22 protein-coding genes are annotated in these 19511 nt (G+C 55.6%); 18 read left to right on the top strand and 4 right to left on the bottom strand.

Annotated features, from left to right (window positions below; genetic code table 11):
- The first annotated feature begins 598 nt into the window (after positions 1-598).
- Positions 599-1591, top strand: coding sequence for a 2-keto-3-deoxygluconate transporter (gene kdgT / locus N1249_RS01660; RefSeq protein WP_259834018.1), 993 nt, complete (start codon positions 599-601; stop codon positions 1589-1591).
- A gap of 56 nt (positions 1592-1647) precedes the next feature.
- Here the strand turns inward: kdgT and N1249_RS01655 are convergent, their stop codons facing one another.
- Both N1249_RS01655 and crfC read right to left on the bottom strand, forming a co-directional pair.
- Positions 1648-2523 (bottom strand): diguanylate cyclase regulator RdcB family protein, encoded by an 876-nt coding sequence (locus N1249_RS01655; protein WP_014068577.1) that lies wholly within the window; start codon positions 2521-2523, stop codon positions 1648-1650.
- Positions 2520-4874 (bottom strand): clamp-binding protein CrfC, encoded by a 2355-nt coding sequence (gene crfC, locus N1249_RS01650; protein WP_259834016.1) that lies wholly within the window; start codon positions 4872-4874, stop codon positions 2520-2522. Before crfC ends, N1249_RS01655 begins: the two co-directional genes overlap by 4 nt.
- Before the next feature lie 598 nt (positions 4875-5472).
- Between crfC and N1249_RS01645 the strand changes: the two genes are divergently transcribed.
- The 16 genes from N1249_RS01645 (at position 5473) to phnP (ending at position 17371) form a co-directional block, all read left to right on the top strand.
- Positions 5473-5808, top strand: a complete 336-nt coding sequence (locus N1249_RS01645; protein WP_166718297.1) for a zinc ribbon domain-containing protein YjdM — start codon at positions 5473-5475, stop codon at positions 5806-5808.
- A 121-nt stretch (positions 5809-5929) separates the two neighbouring features.
- Positions 5930-6373 carry a VOC family metalloprotein YjdN gene (gene yjdN, locus N1249_RS01640; protein ID WP_259834013.1) on the top strand — a complete coding sequence of 148 codons (444 nt, stop codon included), beginning with the start codon at positions 5930-5932 and terminating at the stop codon, positions 6371-6373.
- Positions 6374-6546: 173 nt separating this feature from the next.
- On the top strand, positions 6547-7335 hold the full coding sequence (phnC, locus tag N1249_RS01635; RefSeq protein WP_259834011.1) for a phosphonate ABC transporter ATP-binding protein: 789 nt from the start codon (positions 6547-6549) through the stop codon (positions 7333-7335).
- Between the two features lie 24 nt (positions 7336-7359).
- Positions 7360-8376, top strand: coding sequence for a phosphonate ABC transporter substrate-binding protein (gene phnD, locus N1249_RS01630; RefSeq protein ID WP_259834008.1), 1017 nt, complete (start codon positions 7360-7362; stop codon positions 8374-8376).
- Between the two features lie 116 nt (positions 8377-8492).
- On the top strand, positions 8493-9272 hold the full coding sequence (phnE, locus tag N1249_RS01625) for a phosphonate ABC transporter, permease protein PhnE (RefSeq protein WP_014068571.1): 780 nt from the start codon (positions 8493-8495) through the stop codon (positions 9270-9272).
- 20 nt (positions 9273-9292) lie between these two features.
- Positions 9293-10018 carry a phosphonate metabolism transcriptional regulator PhnF gene (gene phnF, locus N1249_RS01620; RefSeq protein ID WP_259834007.1) on the top strand — a complete coding sequence of 242 codons (726 nt, stop codon included), beginning with the start codon at positions 9293-9295 and terminating at the stop codon, positions 10016-10018.
- Entirely contained in the window at positions 10019-10471 is a 453-nt protein-coding gene (phnG, locus tag N1249_RS01615; protein ID WP_259834006.1) for a phosphonate C-P lyase system protein PhnG, read from the top strand.
- Positions 10468-11052, top strand: a complete 585-nt coding sequence (gene phnH / locus N1249_RS01610) for a phosphonate C-P lyase system protein PhnH (protein WP_134708629.1) — start codon at positions 10468-10470, stop codon at positions 11050-11052. The genes phnG and phnH overlap by 4 nt, the downstream gene beginning before the upstream one ends.
- A complete protein-coding gene (locus N1249_RS01605; protein WP_259834003.1) occupies positions 11052-12116 on the top strand; it encodes a carbon-phosphorus lyase complex subunit PhnI in 1065 nt (354 codons plus the stop codon). The genes phnH and N1249_RS01605 overlap by 1 nt, the downstream gene beginning before the upstream one ends.
- A complete protein-coding gene (phnJ, locus tag N1249_RS01600) occupies positions 12109-12954 on the top strand; it encodes an alpha-D-ribose 1-methylphosphonate 5-phosphate C-P-lyase PhnJ (RefSeq protein WP_259834001.1) in 846 nt (281 codons plus the stop codon). The genes N1249_RS01605 and phnJ overlap by 8 nt, the downstream gene beginning before the upstream one ends.
- Positions 12951-13706 carry a phosphonate C-P lyase system protein PhnK gene (gene phnK, locus N1249_RS01595; protein WP_014068565.1) on the top strand — a complete coding sequence of 252 codons (756 nt, stop codon included), beginning with the start codon at positions 12951-12953 and terminating at the stop codon, positions 13704-13706. The genes phnJ and phnK overlap by 4 nt, the downstream gene beginning before the upstream one ends.
- 107 nt (positions 13707-13813) lie before the next feature.
- Positions 13814-14494, top strand: coding sequence for a phosphonate C-P lyase system protein PhnL (gene phnL, locus N1249_RS01590; RefSeq protein WP_259834000.1), 681 nt, complete (start codon positions 13814-13816; stop codon positions 14492-14494).
- On the top strand, positions 14491-15627 hold the full coding sequence (gene phnM, locus N1249_RS01585; RefSeq protein WP_259833999.1) for an alpha-D-ribose 1-methylphosphonate 5-triphosphate diphosphatase: 1137 nt from the start codon (positions 14491-14493) through the stop codon (positions 15625-15627). The genes phnL and phnM overlap by 4 nt, the downstream gene beginning before the upstream one ends.
- Positions 15628-16176, top strand: a complete 549-nt coding sequence (gene phnN, locus N1249_RS01580) for a ribose 1,5-bisphosphokinase (RefSeq protein WP_259833998.1) — start codon at positions 15628-15630, stop codon at positions 16174-16176. It begins immediately after the preceding gene.
- Positions 16169-16603, top strand: coding sequence for an aminoalkylphosphonate N-acetyltransferase (phnO, locus tag N1249_RS01575; protein ID WP_259833997.1), 435 nt, complete (start codon positions 16169-16171; stop codon positions 16601-16603). The genes phnN and phnO overlap by 8 nt, the downstream gene beginning before the upstream one ends.
- Positions 16604-16612: 9 nt before the next feature.
- Positions 16613-17371: a phosphonate metabolism protein PhnP gene (gene phnP, locus N1249_RS01570; protein ID WP_259833995.1), complete on the top strand. Its 759-nt coding sequence runs from the start codon at positions 16613-16615 to the stop codon at positions 17369-17371.
- Positions 17372-17410: 39 nt separating this feature from the next.
- Here the strand turns inward: phnP and yjdP are convergent, their stop codons facing one another.
- Positions 17411-17743, bottom strand: a complete 333-nt coding sequence (yjdP, locus tag N1249_RS01565) for a DDRRRQL repeat protein YjdP (RefSeq protein WP_182063326.1) — start codon at positions 17741-17743, stop codon at positions 17411-17413.
- A gap of 69 nt (positions 17744-17812) precedes the next feature.
- A complete protein-coding gene (gene rpiB, locus N1249_RS01560; protein WP_259833992.1) occupies positions 17813-18262 on the bottom strand; it encodes a bifunctional allose-6-phosphate isomerase/ribose-5-phosphate isomerase RpiB in 450 nt (149 codons plus the stop codon).
- A 350-nt stretch (positions 18263-18612) separates the two neighbouring features.
- Between rpiB and alsR the strand changes: the two genes are divergently transcribed.
- Positions 18613-19503 carry a D-allose utilization transcriptional regulator AlsR gene (gene alsR, locus N1249_RS01555; protein ID WP_259833989.1) on the top strand — a complete coding sequence of 297 codons (891 nt, stop codon included), beginning with the start codon at positions 18613-18615 and terminating at the stop codon, positions 19501-19503.
- The last annotated feature ends 8 nt before the right edge of the window (positions 19504-19511 follow it).

The raw sequence follows: 19511 nt of genomic DNA, 5'->3' as shown, positions 1-19511 counted from the left end.
TGTGGACCAGGTGAGCGCCTCTTGCGCATGTCCTCTTCAAGCGTAGCAGGTTTACTTACATTGACGTTTTACGCCTATACAACCGAACCTGTTGACGCCTGTCTGGGCAGTTAATGACTTCCTTTACCCTACCAGCGTTTATATTTGTGATCAACTTCACACATATTTCCCCTGTTCGTCAACTGCCTTCAGGAATTGTCAATTATCCCTCCTTTGTACCCTTTCAGATGACGCCCGAAAAATATCCTTACGGGGGTTATTATTTTTCCCCTAACAAAAAACAATCCACATTTCTTCACACCAAATTTACAGAATTTTTAATTATCAACCGGCAATGCGAATGTTTACACAAAATATGTGATTTAGATAACTAAAACACTGTTTTATTTTCATTGAATCATCATTCCGATGATCGCATCATAAATCCGAACACCACACTTTGAGTGCTTCCTTCGAACGTTAAGCGGAAGTCACTTATTTAAATTTATTGCATGGATAACGAATTAACGGCTGTCATAAACCATCAATTCGTTGAATTAATTGAATTATTTTTTCGCCTTTTTCGCCAATCACGCGGGGTGAGATGTGAGGGTTAAACATGAAAATTAAAGCCACGATTGAACGCATTCCTGGCGGTATGATGCTGGTCCCGCTTGTGCTTGGTGCGATCCTGAATACTCTGGCACCGAATACCGGGGCTTATTTTGGTGGTTTCACGAAAGGGATGATCACCGGTACGGTCCCAATTCTGGCGGTATGGTTCTTTTGTATTGGGGCCTCTATTAATTTACGCGCAACAGGGACCGTTTTGCGTAAATCAGGGACGCTGGTTCTCACCAAAATTGCGGTAGCCTGGATAGTCGCAATGGTCTGCGCCCTGTTTATTCCTGAGAATGGCGTGCAGACCGGTTTCTTTGCCGGATTATCCGTTCTGGCTATTGTCTCGGCGATGGATATGACCAACGGCGGGTTATATGCCAGCCTGATGAACCAGTACGGCACAAAAGAAGAATCCGGCGCTTTCGTCCTGATGTCTCTGGAATCCGGCCCACTCATGACCATGCTGATCCTCGGCTCTGCGGGTCTGGCAACGTTTGAACCGCATCACTTTGTCGGCGCCATCCTGCCATTCCTGATCGGTTTTGCGCTGGGTAACCTTGACCACGATCTGCGTGATTTCTTCAGCAAAGCGACGCCAGTGCTGATCCCGTTCTTTGGTTTTGCGCTCGGCAATACCATCAACCTGAACGTTATCCTTGATACTGGCCTGCTGGGTATTGTGCTGGGCGTGGCGGTTATCGTCATCACCGGGATCCCACTGATTATTGCCGACCGAGTGATTGGCGGAGGAAACGGAACCGCAGGTGTTGCCGCCTCTTCAGCCGCGGGGGCTGCCGTGGCAAACCCGGTCATTATTGCCCAGATTAACCCGGCCTTCGAACCTGTTGCCGCCTCAGCGACGGCGCTGGTTGCAGCCAGCGTGATTGTGACGGCCATTCTGGTGCCGATCATTACCGCGCTGTACGCTAAACGCTTCGGGAGTGTAGAGGCTCAGAAAGTGGAACAAAAAGCGGTAGAGTTGCATCACTAATACGCCGTGGCGAACGATACCCTCTCCTTGTGTGGAGAGGGTACGTAACAAGAACCTCAGCCAAAAATCTCTTCTACCATGGCATCCACCAGCCGTTTCGCTGAACAGAGTCTCGGCATCCCTAAGGCGACAGTTTGCCAGTTCTGCGTCACCGACCAGCTCACAGGGTGTTTATCTGCCTGACACCAGTCACCAAGCCATCCCAGCATATCTTTGTGATCAACCAGCCCCGGAGAAGCAGGCGTCGTCAGCCATTGATGATAAAAATGCCGGGTCGCGGGGGAAGCATTAATGCCCTGCGCAAGATAGTTTGCCGCCATGCTGCGCAGGTTATCTTTGAGCATCTCCGCCACATCTTCATTTGCCAGGCGACATGCATCGCCAAACGGCCCCCAGCGTAGCTCCTCCAGCACGATGTAGCACCGCCCGGCAAGTGACCAGCCGTCATAATGCCCGGCGCGCCAGCGGGTAAAAATCTGTTCGCTGTGCTCGCCGGCCTGCACCGTCAGGCCACGCTGTGTTAACGCTTTTTCTTTATAGTTTGCGCGCTGCTGAAAATGAGATGAGAGTTCGTCGTATTGCTGCATCAGCGCCGGCGACTGCGGCGCGCGTGGGTTAGTCTGTTGGCGTAGCGCGGTCAGTTTATCCGTCATTCGCGTCAACGCCAGGTGTCCCGGGTCGAGCATCCCCGCCAGCTTCTCGGCCAGGCCCAGACGCAATGCCGCATTTTCGTTGAGCATTCCCGCCATCGCCCAGGGCCGCAGCCGGGTGTGCGTCATGATCTCCTGAGTCAAACGCTCACGAAATTGCAGCTGTTGCGGCCCCAAAGGGGCATGACGCACCGCGTCCACCCCCTGAACCAGATCGACCATAAATTTAGGATGAATACACTCCAGCGTCCGCCCGGGACCGTCCAGTAGTTGTGTTGTCATGGTTGCTCTGCCGCGAATAGAGTTTGAATATCATCGCGTAACAGTCGGGTATCTTCCTGAATCCACGTCGCAGTAGTGATACTTTGCTTCAACAGCTGACTGAGCGCTCGGGTCGAATGCTCATTTTGCTGCCGTACTGCGAGGCTATCACGCAAGCTTTCCTGTAACCCGGTCAGGCATAACGAAAATTCTGCAAAGAACGTTGCCATACCCGCCGTAACAGAGACATCGACCTGCGCGGCCAAAGCTTTACGGATTTGTTCACAAAACTGATCAATATGTTGCTTAAATTTGTCATGAAGCAGTCCAACATCGATAACATATCGGGTGCGCGTCTCGACGTAATCTTCCCAGCCCCAACCCGGATTGTTCAGCCAGCGGGAAACCGTTTCACGCACGCTCCCCGCCCCTGACGGCGGCCCGGCAGGGCGGTCATCCATCGCGATCGCGTCATTAAACAGCGCGCGGGTATTGAAATTCAGCTGGTTAGCCTGAAACGCCGGGAAGCTGATCCGCGCGCGGAACCCGGCGTGGCTCAGCTGTTCTTTAATACGCGTTTCGATGGGACGCATCGCCTCATTGAGCGAACGCGCCAGCGTGGACTCGAGCTGATCAAAGCGCAGCGCCAGTTCCCGGCTAATTTTACTCTGCGCATCCAGCATAATCAGTTCGCAGGACGAGCGGATCTTACTCAGGACAATCTGGGCCTGGCCTTCATCTTCCAGCACCAGCTGTTGCAGCCCTTCCTCGGCCTTGTGGCGTAAATCGCGCGAATCAATCCCCGCCAAATCAAGAATATTGCCGTTGCTGAAGACATGCTCAATCGACGTTTGCAGCCAGAGTTTTTGCTGAGCGATAGCGTAATCAGTAGCGCACAGCGCCTGGCCGACCTCATGTTGTACTTCATCGCTGACCACATTCTGCCGGGTCTGTAGCAGTGCCATATCCTCTTCCAGGCGCGCAATGTTCAGCTCGAGCGCCTCAAAAGCAACCGTCAAACCCTGATAGCGAAACTCGAGGTACTCCCTGGCGTTTTGCGCATAGTTCAGCAGCTTGTGGGAGGCCGAACGCAGGGCAAAGAGTGACGCATTAGCATAGGCGGCATAAATCAGCTTACGGATAGGCTGCTCAAACAGCGAGTCTTCCCACAGCAGGTCCGCCGCATGGCGAATATGCTCGGCATTGTCCAAATCAGCCGTACGCCAGCGCCGCCCCAGCGCCGCTTCGGCAAAATCCTGCACCCAGCGCTGCTCCTGATGATTCGGCAGGCAGCCATTTGCTGCCATCTCAAAACGGGCACGGTTTGCAAGGTAGGCCCACATCGAAGAAACCGGGTAAATCTGCCCCGGTGAGATATTCCCTTTCATCAGCGTGCCGGAAATCATCGCCCTGACTTGTTCTTCATCGTCGCTGTTGCGGTCTTTCTGATCGAACTTATTGACCAGGGCGTACAGTGGCACCGATTTTCCAACCGCGGAAATTGCCTGACGCACCTCGTGATCGGAAATCGATTTAAGCTGGGTGTAATCCATCACCGCCAGCACCGCTGACGCGCGCGCCAGTTGCTCACTGAGCATTTTTTGCAGATGAGGCTGCCCGGCCTCATTCGGCCCCGGGGTATCCAGCAGGGTCAATTGCCCCAGGTGGGGATCCATACCGGCAAGATGCACAAACTCCACTTCAATTACCGGGATATGTTCAATGGAGGCATATTCTGTAAACGGGAAATCAACACCCAACGCCTGAGATAACCTCACCAGATCGTTAAGGTTTTTCAGACAATGAAATATAGGTTGCGCACCAAGGTGGTGTTTTTCAAATGCTTCGCCTTTTTCGATACGCTCCAGGAGCGCATTCATATCTTTATCAATTTCAAGACGACGCGTCAGTTTGCCGCGATCGGAGTTACACAGCTTTTGCTGAAGCTGCTGGATCAAGGCATCAATAGGCGCAACATGTAAGAAATGCAGCACAGGCTCTTTCTGGCCAGGGGTATGGCGAATCAGCGTGGGCAGTGCCGTCATGGGGCGATTGCGGTTCGGTAAGACCTCCGTGCCCACAATCGCATTAATGGTTGTCGATTTACCCGCTTTCATGGTTCCAACAATTGCCAATACCATTTCAAGACGGGTTATTTTCCGTAATTCATTATTCAGCATCGCCTGCTGAGCTTCTACGCCACGCGCGCTGAAATGCAAAGGTAAAACGTTGTTATTTTCACCAGATATAGCAGCAGTCGTACTATCCAGCATCGCTACTGGCATTGATTTCAACGTATCAAGATTCTGCAAAGCAAGCTGGAGCAAGCGTTCCGCTTCCTGGCTTAATTCAAAAATGGTCTGTGTGTGCATGATAAAAGCCTTTCCTTAACGCAAATTTATTACTTTTATTAAGCCACTTCGTTTTAATTATGCTGTTTCGGCTTATATGATCACGTGTGGAAAACATGTTCACTTAAATATAACTGATTGATGATAATCAGAATTATATTCTTATCATTGTATTACGTGTAAAACTCCCCTCCTGGTCGGATAACCAAAAGATAAAAAGCGTAGCGCATTTTTAGGAAATTTCAGGATATATCATCATTATTTACCCACCTAAAAAGAGAGGTAATTCACCGCCGCCATTTGCTGCATGGCGCTAGAGACTGTGGATAAATAACAAGTTACTGCTCAACCTTATCCGAAATGAAGGAGCGTAGCAATTTGATGTAATCAAATAATCGATATATTTAACATCAACGTTTTCCACGGTCTTAATGCCGTAAGAATCGCTTATCTGACTGACAGAAAGTGTCATTCCCGACAGAAATTTTGTATTTTTTTTATTATGGAATATCACCGACAAGATTGTGGATTTGCGCTATACTTGCCGCCTTTTTCGGCACCATGCCGTCATTTAGCTGGCACTTTCCAGCCCGTTAAGCACTTTTTTGAGGATCCCGACATGCAACTCCCACACTGCCCGAAATGCAATTCTGAATACACTTACGAAGATAATGGCATGTTCATCTGCCCGGAATGCGCCCATGAATGGAACAATGCAGAACCTTCACAGGATAGCGATACGCTGATCGTTAAAGATGCTAACGGTAATCTGCTGGCCGATGGCGACAGTGTTACCGTCGTTAAAGATCTGAAAGTGAAAGGCAGCTCTTCAATGCTGAAGATTGGCACCAAAGTGAAGAATATCCGTCTGGTTGAAGGCGACCATAATATTGACTGCAAAATTGATGGTTTTGGCCCAATGAAGCTGAAATCTGAATTCGTGAAAAAGAACTGATTTCTGTTTTTTTGTAGGCCGGATAAGCGCAGCGCATCCGGCAAAAGCGCCCGGTGGCGCTTCGCTTACCGGGCCTACAACAACTAAACTTAACTGGCTTCTTTTACCTGAGGTAAAGATTATGCCATTAAGTCCCTACATCTCTTTCGCCGGCAACTGTGCAGAGGCAAGCGCCTTCTACCAGCAGGCCGTCGGCGCAGACGTTCTCTATAAAATCACCTTCGGCGAAATGCCAAAAGACGACAACAGTGAAGAAGGCTGTCCTTCAGGGATGAAATTCCCGGATTCCGCGATTGCTCACTCGAATGTCCGCATCGCAGGCAGCGATATCATGATGAGCGACGGGTTACCGCCAGGCAGTAAAGCGCAGTACGCCGGGTTTACCCTGGTGCTCGACACCCAGGACGTGGCGGAAGGCAAACGCTGGTTCGATAATCTGGCCGCCGGCGGTAATGTTGAAATGGCCTGGCAGGAGACCTTCTGGGCGCACGGTTTTGGTAAAGTCACCGACAAATACGGCGTGCCGTGGATGATTAACGTCGTTAAGCAGCAACAGCCGTCGTAAGCCGTATAAGCGCAGCGCATCCGGCACAGCACCCGGAGGCGCTGCGCTGACCGGGCCTGGACTGACTGTCATCGCTTTCACGTCAACTATTCAACTTCCCGCAACCTGCACTTAACCCAAATGTCACATTGATACGCCAGCATGAGGCCACATTTATTCTGAGGCCTGTGCACATGCAAACTGTCATCCGCGTCGAGAAACTGAGCAAGACCTTTCATCACAATAAGGCTCTTCATGCCGTTGATCTGACCGTCCAGCAGGGCGAAATGGTGGCACTGCTGGGCCCATCCGGTTCAGGTAAATCCACCCTTCTGCGTCACCTGAGCGGTCTTATTACCGGCGATAAAACCCCTGAAAGCCATGTCGAACTGCTGGGTAACACCGTGCAGCGCGCAGGCCGTCTGGCGCGTGATATTCGCAAAAGCCGGGCGCAAACAGGCTACATCTTCCAGCAGTTCAACCTGGTGAATCGCCTGACGGTGCTGGAAAACGTCCTGATTGGCGCACTCGGCAGCACCCCGTACTGGCGTACCTGTCTGCGCTGGTTCTCCCCTTCACAGAAACAACAGGCGTTGCAGGCGCTGACCCGCGTCGGTATGGCCCACTTCGCCCACCAGCGCGTGTCCACCCTGTCCGGTGGTCAGCAGCAGCGCGTGGCGATTGCCCGTGCGCTGATGCAAAAAGCCAAAGTGATCCTGGCCGATGAGCCGATTGCCTCGCTCGACCCGGAATCCGCCCGCATCGTGATGGAAACCCTGCGCGACATTAACCAGAACGACGGCATCACCGTTGTGGTGACGCTGCATCAGGTGGATTACGCCCTGCGCTACTGCGAACGCATCGTCGCGCTGCGTCAGGGGCATGTGTTCTTTGATGGCGCAAGCCAGCAGTTTGATAACGACCGTTTCGACCATCTCTACCGCAGCATTAATCGCGTCGATGAGAACGCGCAGGCTGCATAACCCAACCCGATCCGAGGAAAGTACATGAGCTACAAAGCCGTTGCCGCGCTGGCCTTCACCAGCATGTTCAGCATCAGCACCCTGTTAAGCCCTGCGTACGCGGAAGAACAGGAAAAAGCACTGAACTTCGGCATTATTTCGACGGAATCACAGCAGAATCTCAAACCTCAGTGGGAACCGTTCCTGAAAGATATGGAAACCAAACTGGGGATCAAAGTGAACGCCTTCTTCGCCCCGGACTACGCGGGCATCATCCAGGGGATGCGCTTTAACAAAGTGGACATCGCCTGGTATGGCAACCTCTCTGCGATGGAAGCCGTCGATCGCGCGAACGGTCAGGTCTTTGCCCAGACCGTTGCGGCAGATGGCTCCCCGGGTTACTGGAGCGTGCTGATCGTCAATAAAGACAGCCCAATCAATAACCTCAACGACATGCTCGCCAAACGCAAAGATCTGACCTTTGGTAACGGCGACCCGAACTCTACCTCTGGCTTCCTGGTCCCTGGCTATTACGTCTTCGCCAAGAACAATGCGTCTGCCAGCGACTTTAAGCGCACTGTCAACGCCAGCCACGAAACCAACGCGCTGGCTGTGGCAAACAAGCAGGTGGATGTTGCCACCAACAACACCGAAAACCTCGACAAGCTGAAGACCTCCGCGCCGGACAAGCTGAAAGAGCTGAAGGTTATCTGGAAATCCCCGCTGATCCCGGGCGACCCTATCGTGTGGCGTAAAAACCTCTCCGAAAGTACCAAGGACAAGGTGTACGACTTCTTCATGAACTACGGCAAAACGCCGGAAGAGAAAACCGTACTGGAACGTCTGGGTTGGGCGCCGTTCCGTGCCTCAAGCGACCTGCAACTGGTACCGATTCGCCAGCTGGCACTGTTTAAAGAGATGCAGGGCGTGAAGGACAACAAAGGTCTGAAGGACGAAGAGAAGAGCAGCAAAGTGTCTGAAATTCAGGCCAGGCTGGAAGACCTGGACCGCCTGACTGCGGCGCTGAGCGCGATGACCAGCGTGAATAAAGCAGTTCAGTAACTCAAGTCCCCTCTCCCTTGAGGGAGAGGGTTAGGGTGAGGGGGAAATGCGCACGCTGATGCCCTCACCCCGGCCCTCTCCCACAGGGAGAGGGAGAACAGATAAAGGAGTAACACATGCAAACCATCACCGTCCCGCCACCAAAGCGCAGCTGGTTCTCGCTCTTTAGCTGGGCCATTCTGCTGGCGGTGCTCGTTATCTCCTGGAAGGGCGCGGAAATGGATCCGCTGCTGCTCTTCAAAGATTCCGGCAACATGGCAACCTTCGCCGCCGACTTCTTCCCGCCGGACTTCAGCCAGTGGCAGGACTACCTCGGCGAGATGGCCATTACCCTGCAAATCGCCGTCTGGGGTACCGCCCTTGCCGTCATTCTCTCCATTCCCTTTGGCCTGATGAGTGCCGAAAACATCGTGCCGTGGTGGGTGTACCAGCCGATGCGTCGCCTGATGGATGCCTGCCGCGCCATCAACGAAATGGTCTTCGCGATGCTGTTCGTGGTCGCCGTGGGACTTGGCCCGTTTGCCGGGGTAATGGCGCTGTTCATTCACACCACCGGCGTGCTCTCCAAGCTACTTTCAGAAGCGGTTGAAGCCATCGAGCCCGGTCCGGTTGAAGGCATCCGCGCGACCGGCGCCAACAAAATCGAAGAGATTCTGTACGGCGTGCTGCCGCAGGTGATGCCGCTGCTGATCTCCTACTCCCTGTACCGATTCGAATCCAACGTCCGCTCCGCCACCGTGGTGGGTATGGTGGGCGCAGGCGGGATTGGCGTGACGCTATGGGAAGCCATTCGCGGTTTCCAGTTCCAGCAAACCTGCGCCCTGATGGTGCTCATTATCATCACCGTCAGCCTGCTGGATTTCCTCTCTCAACGTTTGCGTAAGCACTTCATCTGAGAAGCGAGGCTTTGATTTCTATGCACTTATCCAGACATCCGACCAGTTACCCTACCCGCTGGCAAGAGATTGCGGCAAAGCTCGAAGTGGAACTGCGCGCGCACTACCGCTGCGGGGATTACCTGCCTGCCGAACAACAGCTTGCCGACCGTTATGAAGTGAATCGTCATACCTTGCGCCGCGCCATCGATCAGCTGGTCGAGCGCGGCTGGGTACAGCGCCGTCAGGGGGTGGGCGTGCTGGTGCTGATGCGCCCGTTCGACTACCCGCTCAACGCCCAGGCCCGCTTTAGCCAGAATCTGCTCGATCAGGGCAGTCACCCCACCAGCGAAAAACTGCTGTCGGTGCTGCGCCCGGCCTCCAGCCACGTGGCGGACGCGCTGGGCATTCAGGAAGGCGACAACGTAGTGCACCTGCGCACGCTGCGTCGGGTCAACGGCGTGGCGGTCTGCCAGATAGACCACTACTTCGCCGACCTGAGCCTCTGGCCGGTACTGCAACACTTTTCCAGTGGCTCGCTGCATGACTTCCTGCGCGATGCCACCGGTATTGCGCTTAAGCGCACCCAGACGCGTATCAGCGCCCGCCGCGCACAGGCCAAAGAGAGCAACGTGCTGGAGATCCCCAACATGGCCCCGCTGCTCTGCGTGCGCACCCTTAACCACCGTGACGGTGAGATCAACGCAACGGAATACTCCGTCAGCCTGACCCGCGCCGACATGATTGAATTCACAATGGAGCATTGAATGCACTTTGATACCTCCACCCGCCAGCGCTGGATGCGCGTGCTCGCTCATAGCCAGCCTGCCGCGCTGTGCGGCCGCATGAAAGCGCTCAGCCTGACGCCAGATTACGAAGCCATCCGCGCGCCGGAGATTGGCCTGGTGCAGATCCAGGCGCGTATGGGTGGCACCGGCGAGCGCTTTTTTGCCGGAGACGCCACGCTCACCCGCGCCGTCATTCGCCTGAGCAGCGGCACGCTGGGTTACAGCTACGTGCTCGGGCGCGATAAAGCGCACGCCGAACGCTGCGCGATTATCGACGCCCTGTTACAGGAACAACCTCATTTCCAGTCATTAATGGAAACCCTCATTGCCCCGCTGGAAGCTGACCGCGCCGCACGCCTTGCCGCGCGTCAGGCCGAAGTGAATACCAGCCGGGTCGACTTCTTTACGCTCGTTCGCGGAGACAACGCATGACGCTTCAACCCGCTTTTACCCTGGCCGTCCAGGATGCCCAACACAGTTTTCGTCGCCTGCTGAAAGCCATGAGCGAGCCGGGCGTTATCGTGTCGCTGCATCAGCTTTCACAGGGCTGGCTGCCGCTAAACCTGGCCACCACCAGCGTGCTACTGACCCTTGCCGATAACGACACCCCGGTGTGGCTTTCTGGCCGGATGTCGAACGACATCGCCTGCCAGAACCTGCGTTTTCACACCAATGCCACGCTGGTAGAGCAGCCGCATCAGGCGGTATTTGCGGTGGCGGATGAGCAGATAAGCCACGAGCAGCTCAACGCCCTGAGCGAAGGCAGCGCCGTAGCACCGGAAACCAGCGCCACACTGATTTTGCAGGTATCCAGCCTGAGCGGCGGGCGCATGTTACGCCTGACCGGGGCGGGGATCGCCGACGAGCGCATGGTCGCGCCTCAGCTGCCGGAGTGCATCATCCATGAGCTGACGGAACGCCCACACCCGTTCCCGCTGGGTATCGACCTGATCCTGACCTGCGGTGAACGCCTGCTGGCGATACCGCGAACCACCCATGTGGAGGTGTGCTGATGTACGTCGCCGTTAAAGGGGGCGAAAAGGCGATAGCCGCCGCCCATGCGTTGCAGGAGCACAGACGACGGGGTGATGAGCAGCTTCCTGAGCTGAGCGTTGCCCAGATAGAACAACAGCTGAATCTGGCCGTGGACCGGGTGATGACCGAAGGCGGTATTGCAGACCGCGAGCTGGCCGCACTGGCGCTCAAGCAGGCCAGCGGTGATAACATCGAAGCCATCTTCCTGCTGCGCGCCTACCGCACCACCCTTGCCAGACTGGCGGTAAGCGAGCCGATTAATTCAGCCGACATGCGCTTAGAGCGCCGTATCTCTGCGGTGTACAAAGATATCCCCGGCGGCCAGCTGCTTGGCCCGACCTACGATTACACGCACCGCCTGCTGGATTTCACGCTGCTGGCAAACGGTGAAGCCCCCTCGCTGAACACAGCCGAGCCGCAGCAGGAGGCCTCTCCGCACGTATTTAGCCTGCTGGCACATCAGAGGCTGGCAAAAGCTGAAGAAGACACCGGCAGCACGCCAGACGACATCACCCGCACGCCCCCGGTTTACCCCTGCTCACGCTCATCGCGCCTGCAACAGCTGATGCGCGGCGACGAAGGTTATCTGCTGGCGCTCGCCTACTCTACGCAGCGCGGTTACGGACGTAACCACCCGTTTGCCGCGGAAATTCGCAGCGGCTATATCGATGTGGAAATTGTGCCGGAAGAGCTGGGTTTTGCGGTGAACGTCGGCGAGCTGCTGATGACCGAGTGTGAAATGGTCAACGGTTTTGTGGCGCCAGAAGACGACGAGCCCCACTTTACGCGCGGCTATGGCCTGGTGTATGGCATGAGCGAGCGCAAGGCGATGGCGATGGCGCTGGTCGACCGCGCGTTGCAGGCACCCGACTACGGTGAACATATCGCCGGCCCGGCTCAGGACGAAGAGTTCGTGCTGGCTCATGCCGATAACGTGGAAGCCGCAGGTTTTGTCTCACACCTCAAGCTGCCGCACTACGTTGATTTCCAGGCCGAACTGGACCTGCTGAAACGCCTGCAACGGGAGCGATCGCATGGCTAACTTAAATGGCTACAACTTCGCGTATCTTGATGAGCAAACCAAACGCATGATCCGCCGCGCCATTTTAAAAGCCGTGGCGATCCCGGGGTATCAGGTGCCGTTTGGCGGCCGCGAGATGCCAATGCCCTATGGCTGGGGTACCGGCGGTATTCAGATCACGGCCAGCGTGATTGGTGAAGCCGACGTGCTGAAAGTCATCGACCAGGGCGCGGACGATACCACTAACGCCGTGTCGATTCGTAACTTCTTTAAGCGCGTAACGGGGGTAAACACCACCGAGCGCACGGAAGACGCAACGCTTATTCAGACCCGCCACCGCATTCCCGAAACACCGCTCGCTGAAGATCAGATCCTGATTTTCCAGGTCCCTGTTCCGGAGCCGCTGCGCTTTATCGAGCCGCGCGAAACCGAAACCCGCACCATGCACGCCCTGGAAGAGTACGGCATCATGCAGGTGAAGCTGTATGAAGATATCGCCCGCTTCGGTCATATCGCCACCACTTACGCCTACCCGGTGAAGGTCAACGGTCGCTACGTGATGGACCCGTCACCAATCCCGAAATTCGATAACCCCAAAATGGACATGATGCCCGCACTCCAGCTGTTCGGCGCGGGGCGCGAGAAGCGCATCTACGCCGTGCCGCCTTATACCCGGGTGGAAAGCCTCGATTTCGACGATCACCCGTTTACGGTGCAGGAGTGGGATGAGCCGTGCGCCATCTGCGGGTCAAAACACAGCTATCTGGATGAAGTGGTGCTGGATGACACCGGCAAACGGATGTTTGTCTGTTCCGACACCGATTTCTGCCGCCAACAGAGCGAGGCGAAAGGCCAATGAAACCGCTGCTTTCGGTCAACAATCTGACCCACCTTTATGCGCCTGGCAAAGGCTTCAGCGATGTCTCTTTTGAGCTATGGCCGGGGGAGGTGCTCGGGATTGTCGGCGAGTCCGGCTCGGGCAAAACCACCTTGCTGAAATCCATCTCTGCGCGCCTGACGCCGCAGAATGGCGACATCTTATACGAAGGCCAATCCCTGTACGGAATGAGCGAAGCCGAACGCCGCCGCCTGCTGCGCACCGAATGGGGCGTGGTGCATCAACACCCGATGGACGGCCTGCGTCGCCAGGTATCGGCGGGCGGAAACATCGGCGAGCGGCTGATGGCAACCGGCGCGCGACACTACGGCAATATCCGCGCCACTGCGCAGCACTGGCTGGAAGAAGTTGAAATCCCGGCCTCGCGTATCGACGACCTGCCGACAACATTTTCCGGCGGGATGCAGCAACGTCTGCAAATCGCCCGCAACCTGGTCACCCATCCGAAGCTGGTGTTTATGGATGAGCCGACCGGTGGGCTCGACGTCTCTGTACAGGCTCGCCTGCTCGACCTGCTGCGCGGCCTGGTGGTAGAGCTGAACCTTGCCGTGGTGATTGTCACCCACGATCTGGGTGTTGCGCGCCTGCTGGCCGACCGCCTGCTGGTGATGAAACAGGGCCAGGTGGTGGAAAGTGGTTTAACCGACCGCGTGCTGGACGATCCGCACCATCCGTACACGCAGCTGCTGGTGTCGTCTGTTTTGCAGAACTGATGTTGCTGTTGCCGGGTGGCACTGCGCTTACCCGGCCTACGAACACCGCACCTGTAGGCCGGGTAAGGCGAAGCCGCCACCCGGCAAGAAAACGCCACGAGGCCAAAATGATTCACGTTGAAAATGTCAGTAAAACCTTTGTGCTCCACCAGCAAAACGGCGTGCGCCTGCCGGTGCTGCAAAATGCCTCGCTTGAGGTCAGCAAGGGCGAATGCGTGGTGCTGCATGGCCATTCCGGCAGCGGTAAATCCACCCTGCTGCGCTCGCTGTATGCCAACTATCTGCCAGACGAAGGCCACATTCGCATCCGCCACAATGATGAGTGGGTGGATCTGGTGCAGGCCCCGGCACGCAAAGTGCTGGAAGTCCGCCGATCAACGATCGGCTGGGTGAGCCAGTTTCTAAGGGTGATCCCCAGGATCTCCGCGCTGGACGTGGTGATGCAGCCGCTGCTGGATTTGGGCGTGCCGCGTGAAACCTGCGCCGCCAAAGCGGCGGGCCTGCTGACGCGCCTCAACGTGCCGGAGCGCCTGTGGCATCTCGCCCCCTCCACGTTTTCCGGCGGTGAACAACAGCGCGTAAACATTGCGCGCGGGTTTATCGTCGATTACCCGATTTTACTGCTCGATGAACCTACCGCCTCGCTGGACAGCAAAAACAGCGCAGCCGTGGTTGAGCTGATCGAACAGGCCAAAACACGCGGCGCGGCGATCGTGGGGATCTTCCACGACGAAACTGTGCGTTCGCGCGTGGCAGACAGACTGCACCCGGTGGGGACCAACGCATGATCGTTAATAACGTAAAACTGGTGCTGGAAAATGAAGTGGTTGGCGGTTCGATTGAGATCCAGGACGGGGTGATCCGCGCGTTTGCTGAAACCCAGAGCCGCGCGCCTGAAGCGATGGACGGCGAAGGCGGCTGGCTGCTGCCGGGGCTTATCGAACTGCATACCGATAATCTGGATAAATTCTTTACCCCACGGCCAAAGGTTGACTGGCCCGCCCATTCGGCGATGAGCAGCCACGATGCGCTGATGGTCGCCAGCGGGATCACGACCGTGCTGGACGCGGTAGCCATTGGTGACGTACGCGACGGTGGCGATCGCCTTGAGAATCTGGAAAAGATGATCAACGCCGTGGAAGAGACGCAAAAGCGCGGACTCAACCGTGCCGAGCATCGTCTGCATCTGCGCTGCGAACTGCCGCATCACACTACGCTGCCGCTGTTTGAGAAGCTGGTTGGGCGTGAGCCCGTCACCCTGGTGTCGTTGATGGATCACTCGCCGGGGCAGCGCCAGTTTGCCAATATCGAAAAATATCGCGAGTACTATCAGGGAAAATACTCCCTCACTCATGACGAGATGGCGCGCTACGAGGAAGAACAGCTCGCACTGGCTGCCCGCTGGTCGCAGCCTAACCGTCTTTCCATTGCGGCCATGTGCCGTGACCGTAATATTGCGCTGGCCAGCCACGATGATGCCACGCATGAGCATGTGGCTGAGTCGCATCAGCGAGGCTGCGTGATCGCCGAATTCCCGACCACATTCGATGCCGCAGAGGCCTCGCGCAGGCACGGCATGAACGTGCTGATGGGCGCGCCAAACATCGTGCGCGGCGGCTCCCACTCAGGCAACGTGGCTGCCAGCAAACTGGCCTCGCTCGGGCTGCTGGATATCCTCTCTTCCGATTACTACCCCGCCAGCCTGCTGGATGCGGCATTCCGGGTGGCGGATGACGAAAGCAACACCTTCACCCTGCCGCAGGCGATCCGTCTGGTGACGAAGAACCCGGCCGACGCGCTGCATCTTCAGGATCGCGGTGTGATTGGTGAAGGTAAACGGGCGGATCTGGTGCTGGCCCATCGTAAGGGCGAGCACATCCATATCGACCATGTATGGCGTCAGGGAAAACGGGTGTTCTAGATGGGAAGACTAATCTGGTTAATGGGGCCTTCGGGCTCCGGTAAAGACAGCCTGCTGTCGGCGTTACGCCAGCGGGAGCATTCACAGCTGCTGGTCGCGCATCGTTATATTACCCGCGCGGCGAACGCCGGAAGTGAGAATCATATTTCGCTGAGCGAGCAGGAGTTTTTTACCCGCGCCGGGCAGAATTTACTGGCGCTGAGCTGGCACGCGAACGGCTTTTACTACGGCGTTGGCGTGGAGATAGATTTGTGGCTCCACGCGGGGTTTGACGTGCTGGTGAACGGTTCGCGCGCCCATCTGACCCAGGCCCGCGCCAGATACGAATCCGCGCTGCTTCCGGTGTGCCTCCAGGTATCGCCAGATGTTCTGCGAAGCCGGCTGCAAAGCCGTGGGCGTGAAAACGCGCGGGAGATAGACCTGCGGCTGGAGCGGGCGGCGCGGTATACCCCGTCGCAATGTCATATCCTCAACAACGACGGAAGTTTGTTACAGTCAGTGGATAATTTCCTCTCACTTATCCGTCAAAAGGAAAAACAACATGCCTGACTGCCAGCTTCGCCCTGCCACGCCTGATGATGCTTCCGCCGTTTACGGCCTGATTTGCGAGCTAAAGCAAAGCGAGTTCGACCATCAGGCGTTTCACGCGGGGTTTCTCGCCAATCTTCAGGACCGCAATATGCACTATCAGCTGGCGGTGCTCGACGGAACGATTATCGGCATGATTGGGCTGCATATGCAGTTTCATCTGCACCACGCCAGATGGATTGGTGAGATCCAGGAGCTGGTAGTGATGCCGCAGGCACGAAGCCTGGGGATAGGCAGTCAGCTGCTGGCGTGGGCGGAAGATTACGCTCGCCAGGCGGGTGCCGAGTTAACCGAGCTGTCCACCAGCGTGAAGCGCACCAATGCACACCGCTTTTACGTTCGTGAAGGGTATACCCAGAGCCATTTCCGGTTCACTAAACCGCTGTAGAGGTGCGTTATGAGTCTGACGATCACGCTGACGGGTACAGGTGGGGCACAGCTGGTGCCGGTGTTTGGTTGTGACTGCGCGGCCTGTCGGCGGGCGCGTTTGCAGGATGACCACCGCCGCCGCCCCTGTAGCGCGGTGGTCAAATTCAATGACGCGGTAACGCTGCTGGACGCGGGGATCCCGCATCTGATGGACGACTGGCCGGCAGGCAGCTTCCAGCAGTTTTTACTCACTCACTATCATATGGATCATGTCCAGGGCTTGTTCCCGCTGCGCTGGGGTGTGGGAGCCACCATTCCGGTGTATGGCCCGCCGGATGACGAAGGCTGCGACGATCTTTTCAAACACCCGGGGCTGCTCGATTTTAGCCATACCGTTGCGCCGTTCGTGGTGTTTGAGCTTCAGGGATTACGGGTTACGCCGCTGCCGCTCAATCACTCAAAACTGACCTTCGGTTATCTGCTGGAGAGCGCACACAGCCGCGTGGCGTGGCTGTCGGATACCGCTGGCTTGCCGGATAAAACGGTGAAGTTTCTGCTCAACAACCAGCCGCAGGTCATCATCATCGACTGTAGCCACGCGCCGCGTGAAGAGACGCCACGTAACCACAGTGATTTAAACACGGTGATAGCCCTGAACGAGGTGATTGGTTGTCCGCAGGTGATACTGACGCATATCAGCCACCAGTTTGACGTGTGGATGATGGATAACCCGCTGCCGGAGGGGATAGAGGCAGGGTATGACGGAATGGTCTTGGTGCTGGATTAGGCTTCTCCCTCTCCCGTGGGAGAGGGCAACAGGCCGCACTTATCCGCGATCGTAATCCTCTTCCAGCCTGCGCTCGTCATCTTCCAGACGACGCCTGTCGTCATCAAGCTGACGCTGACGTTCATCCAGACGGCGACGCCGGTCCTCAAGCTGCCTGCGGCGGTCGTCATACTGACGGCTGTCCGTGGAACGACTGGTGTCATAACGATCGTCGTCATCACTGCTGCGATCGCTGCTACTGCTGCTGGGGTTATAGGCGTCATTAATCGCCTTCTGAATATTGCCAATGGCATCATCAACGATATCGGCGTGAGCCAGTTGGCTGGTCAGGGACAGCAAACCCAATAACAGAGCGGTAGAGTAACGTTTCATAAAGCCAGTCTCGCAGGGGGGCTGACTTTACTGTATTGAACCGCAGGAGCAGGAGGTAGCAGAGGAATCTCAATTCTTCTCGCGTTCAATCGCCGCGATCGCCTCTACCCGGGTCTGATGTCGCCCGCCTTCGAACTCCGCATCAAGCCAGGCATCGACAATCATTTTTGCCAGCTCCAGCCCAACCACCCGCGAGCCAAAGGCCAGCACGTTGGTATTGTTATGCTGGCGGGAAAGCTGTGCGGAATAGGGCTCGCTACAGACTACCGCACGAATGCCGGGAAATTTGTTGGCGGTGATAGAGATCCCAACGCCGGTGCCGCAGATCAAAATACCGCTTTCAACCTCGCCATTGATAATGGCCTGCGCAACGGCGCTGGCATAATGTGGGTAATCGGTACGCTCTTGTGACCAGGCACCCTTGTCCACCACCTCTACGCCACGGGCGCTCAGGTGGGCCAGGATCTCCTCTTTCAGGATAAAACCAACGTGATCGCAGCCAAATGCAATCCTTCTCATGATATGCCTCGCAGTGGGTTAACTTTACGAACTCGATGAGTTTTGTGATTTAGACCGGTTTGTAGTGCAAGAAAACCCCAAAACCATCGAGTTCTGTCCGTGTTCTACACCCCTGATTTTCACATTTCAATAGCGAATCTGAAGCCCCACGCCCTCTTTTGTGTAAAGAGATTCAAAGCAATATCACACAACCATTTGATTTTAATTGCATTAATAAAACAGCCTTACACCAAAACTTCACAAACAATAAAACTTTATGAATTTATAATTATTGTGAAGTAACCAGCATATTTCCCCGCGCGGATGTGGTGATATAGTGTCGTCTTCATTTTTAAGGACAAAAGAGAGCGATGAGCCAGTCAGAATTTGAAAAAGAGCTACCCAATGGCATCGGCCTTGCGCCTTACCTGCGTATGAAGCAGGAAGGAATGACGGATAACGAAAGCCGTATCGTCGACTGGCTGCTTCAGCCAGGCAATATGAGCGGTGCATCAGCTATCAAAGATGTGGCCGAAACGCTGATGGTATCTGAAGCCATGATTGTGAAAGTGGCAAAGCTGCTGGGCTTTAGCGGTTTTCGTAACCTGCGCGCGGCGCTGATCGACTACTTTTCGCAATCCGAACAGGTGCTGCCTGCCGAGCTCGCTTTCGATGAAGCGCCACAGGATGTGGTCAATAAAGTGTTTAACATTACGCTGCGCACCATTATGGAAGGCCAGTCGATTGTTAACGTGGATGAAATTCACCGCGCAGCGCGTTTCTTTGCTCAGGCAAACCAGCGCGATCTGTACGGAGTCGGCGGCTCCAACGCCATTTGTGCCGACATCCAGCACAAGTTTTTACGCATCGGCGTGCGCTGCCAGTCTTATCAGGACGCGCACATCATGATGATGTCCGCATCGCTGCTGAAAGAAGGTGATGTGGTACTGGTTGTCTCCCATTCCGGGCGTACCAGCGATGTGAAAGCCGCAGTCGAGTTAGCGAAAAAGAATGGGGCAAAAATTATTTGTATCACCCATAGCTACCATTCACCGATTGCGAAACTTGCCGATTATATTATTTGTTCGCCAGCACCAGAGACGCCTTTATTAGGGCGAAACGCCTCCGCGCGTATATTACAACTCACATTATTAGATGCATTATTTGTTTCCGTAGCACAACAGAATATTGAACAGGCCACACTGAACATGCAAAAAACTGGCGCAATTGTGGATTTCTTTTCCCCGGGCGCGCTGAAGTAAATAAAAAT

The sequence above is a fragment of the Enterobacter sp. CP102 genome (genome assembly GCF_025152625.1).
Taxonomy (GTDB): domain Bacteria; phylum Pseudomonadota; class Gammaproteobacteria; order Enterobacterales; family Enterobacteriaceae; genus Enterobacter; species Enterobacter soli.
This window is presented reverse-complemented; position numbering and strand designations above follow the sequence as displayed.

Excerpts from the sequence above, each read along its gene's own strand:
- phnJ (WP_259834001.1), top strand. The coding sequence starts at position 12,109 with ATGGCTAACTTAAATGGCTACAACTTCGCGTATCTTGATGAGCAAACC.
- phnG (WP_259834006.1), top strand. The coding sequence starts at position 10,019 with ATGCACTTTGATACCTCCACCCGCCAGCGCTGGATGCGCGTGCTCGCT.
- phnM (WP_259833999.1), top strand. The coding sequence starts at position 14,491 with ATGATCGTTAATAACGTAAAACTGGTGCTGGAAAATGAAGTGGTTGGC.
- phnE (WP_014068571.1), top strand. The coding sequence starts at position 8,493 with ATGCAAACCATCACCGTCCCGCCACCAAAGCGCAGCTGGTTCTCGCTC.
- crfC (WP_259834016.1), bottom strand. The coding sequence starts at position 4,874 with ATGCACACACAGACCATTTTTGAATTAAGCCAGGAAGCGGAACGCTTG.
- phnF (WP_259834007.1), top strand. The coding sequence starts at position 9,293 with ATGCACTTATCCAGACATCCGACCAGTTACCCTACCCGCTGGCAAGAG.
- phnC (WP_259834011.1), top strand. The coding sequence starts at position 6,547 with ATGCAAACTGTCATCCGCGTCGAGAAACTGAGCAAGACCTTTCATCAC.
- phnL (WP_259834000.1), top strand. The coding sequence starts at position 13,814 with ATGATTCACGTTGAAAATGTCAGTAAAACCTTTGTGCTCCACCAGCAA.
- rpiB (WP_259833992.1), bottom strand. The coding sequence starts at position 18,262 with ATGAGAAGGATTGCATTTGGCTGCGATCACGTTGGTTTTATCCTGAAA.
- phnH (WP_134708629.1), top strand. The coding sequence starts at position 10,468 with ATGACGCTTCAACCCGCTTTTACCCTGGCCGTCCAGGATGCCCAACAC.
- alsR (WP_259833989.1), top strand. The coding sequence starts at position 18,613 with ATGAGCCAGTCAGAATTTGAAAAAGAGCTACCCAATGGCATCGGCCTT.
- yjdN (WP_259834013.1), top strand. The coding sequence starts at position 5,930 with ATGCCATTAAGTCCCTACATCTCTTTCGCCGGCAACTGTGCAGAGGCA.
- yjdP (WP_182063326.1), bottom strand. The coding sequence starts at position 17,743 with ATGAAACGTTACTCTACCGCTCTGTTATTGGGTTTGCTGTCCCTGACC.
- N1249_RS01605 (WP_259834003.1), top strand. The coding sequence starts at position 11,052 with ATGTACGTCGCCGTTAAAGGGGGCGAAAAGGCGATAGCCGCCGCCCAT.
- kdgT (WP_259834018.1), top strand. The coding sequence starts at position 599 with ATGAAAATTAAAGCCACGATTGAACGCATTCCTGGCGGTATGATGCTG.
- phnN (WP_259833998.1), top strand. The coding sequence starts at position 15,628 with ATGGGAAGACTAATCTGGTTAATGGGGCCTTCGGGCTCCGGTAAAGAC.
- phnP (WP_259833995.1), top strand. The coding sequence starts at position 16,613 with ATGAGTCTGACGATCACGCTGACGGGTACAGGTGGGGCACAGCTGGTG.
- N1249_RS01655 (WP_014068577.1), bottom strand. The coding sequence starts at position 2,523 with ATGACAACACAACTACTGGACGGTCCCGGGCGGACGCTGGAGTGTATT.
- phnK (WP_014068565.1), top strand. The coding sequence starts at position 12,951 with ATGAAACCGCTGCTTTCGGTCAACAATCTGACCCACCTTTATGCGCCT.
- phnO (WP_259833997.1), top strand. The coding sequence starts at position 16,169 with ATGCCTGACTGCCAGCTTCGCCCTGCCACGCCTGATGATGCTTCCGCC.
- phnD (WP_259834008.1), top strand. The coding sequence starts at position 7,360 with ATGAGCTACAAAGCCGTTGCCGCGCTGGCCTTCACCAGCATGTTCAGC.
- N1249_RS01645 (WP_166718297.1), top strand. The coding sequence starts at position 5,473 with ATGCAACTCCCACACTGCCCGAAATGCAATTCTGAATACACTTACGAA.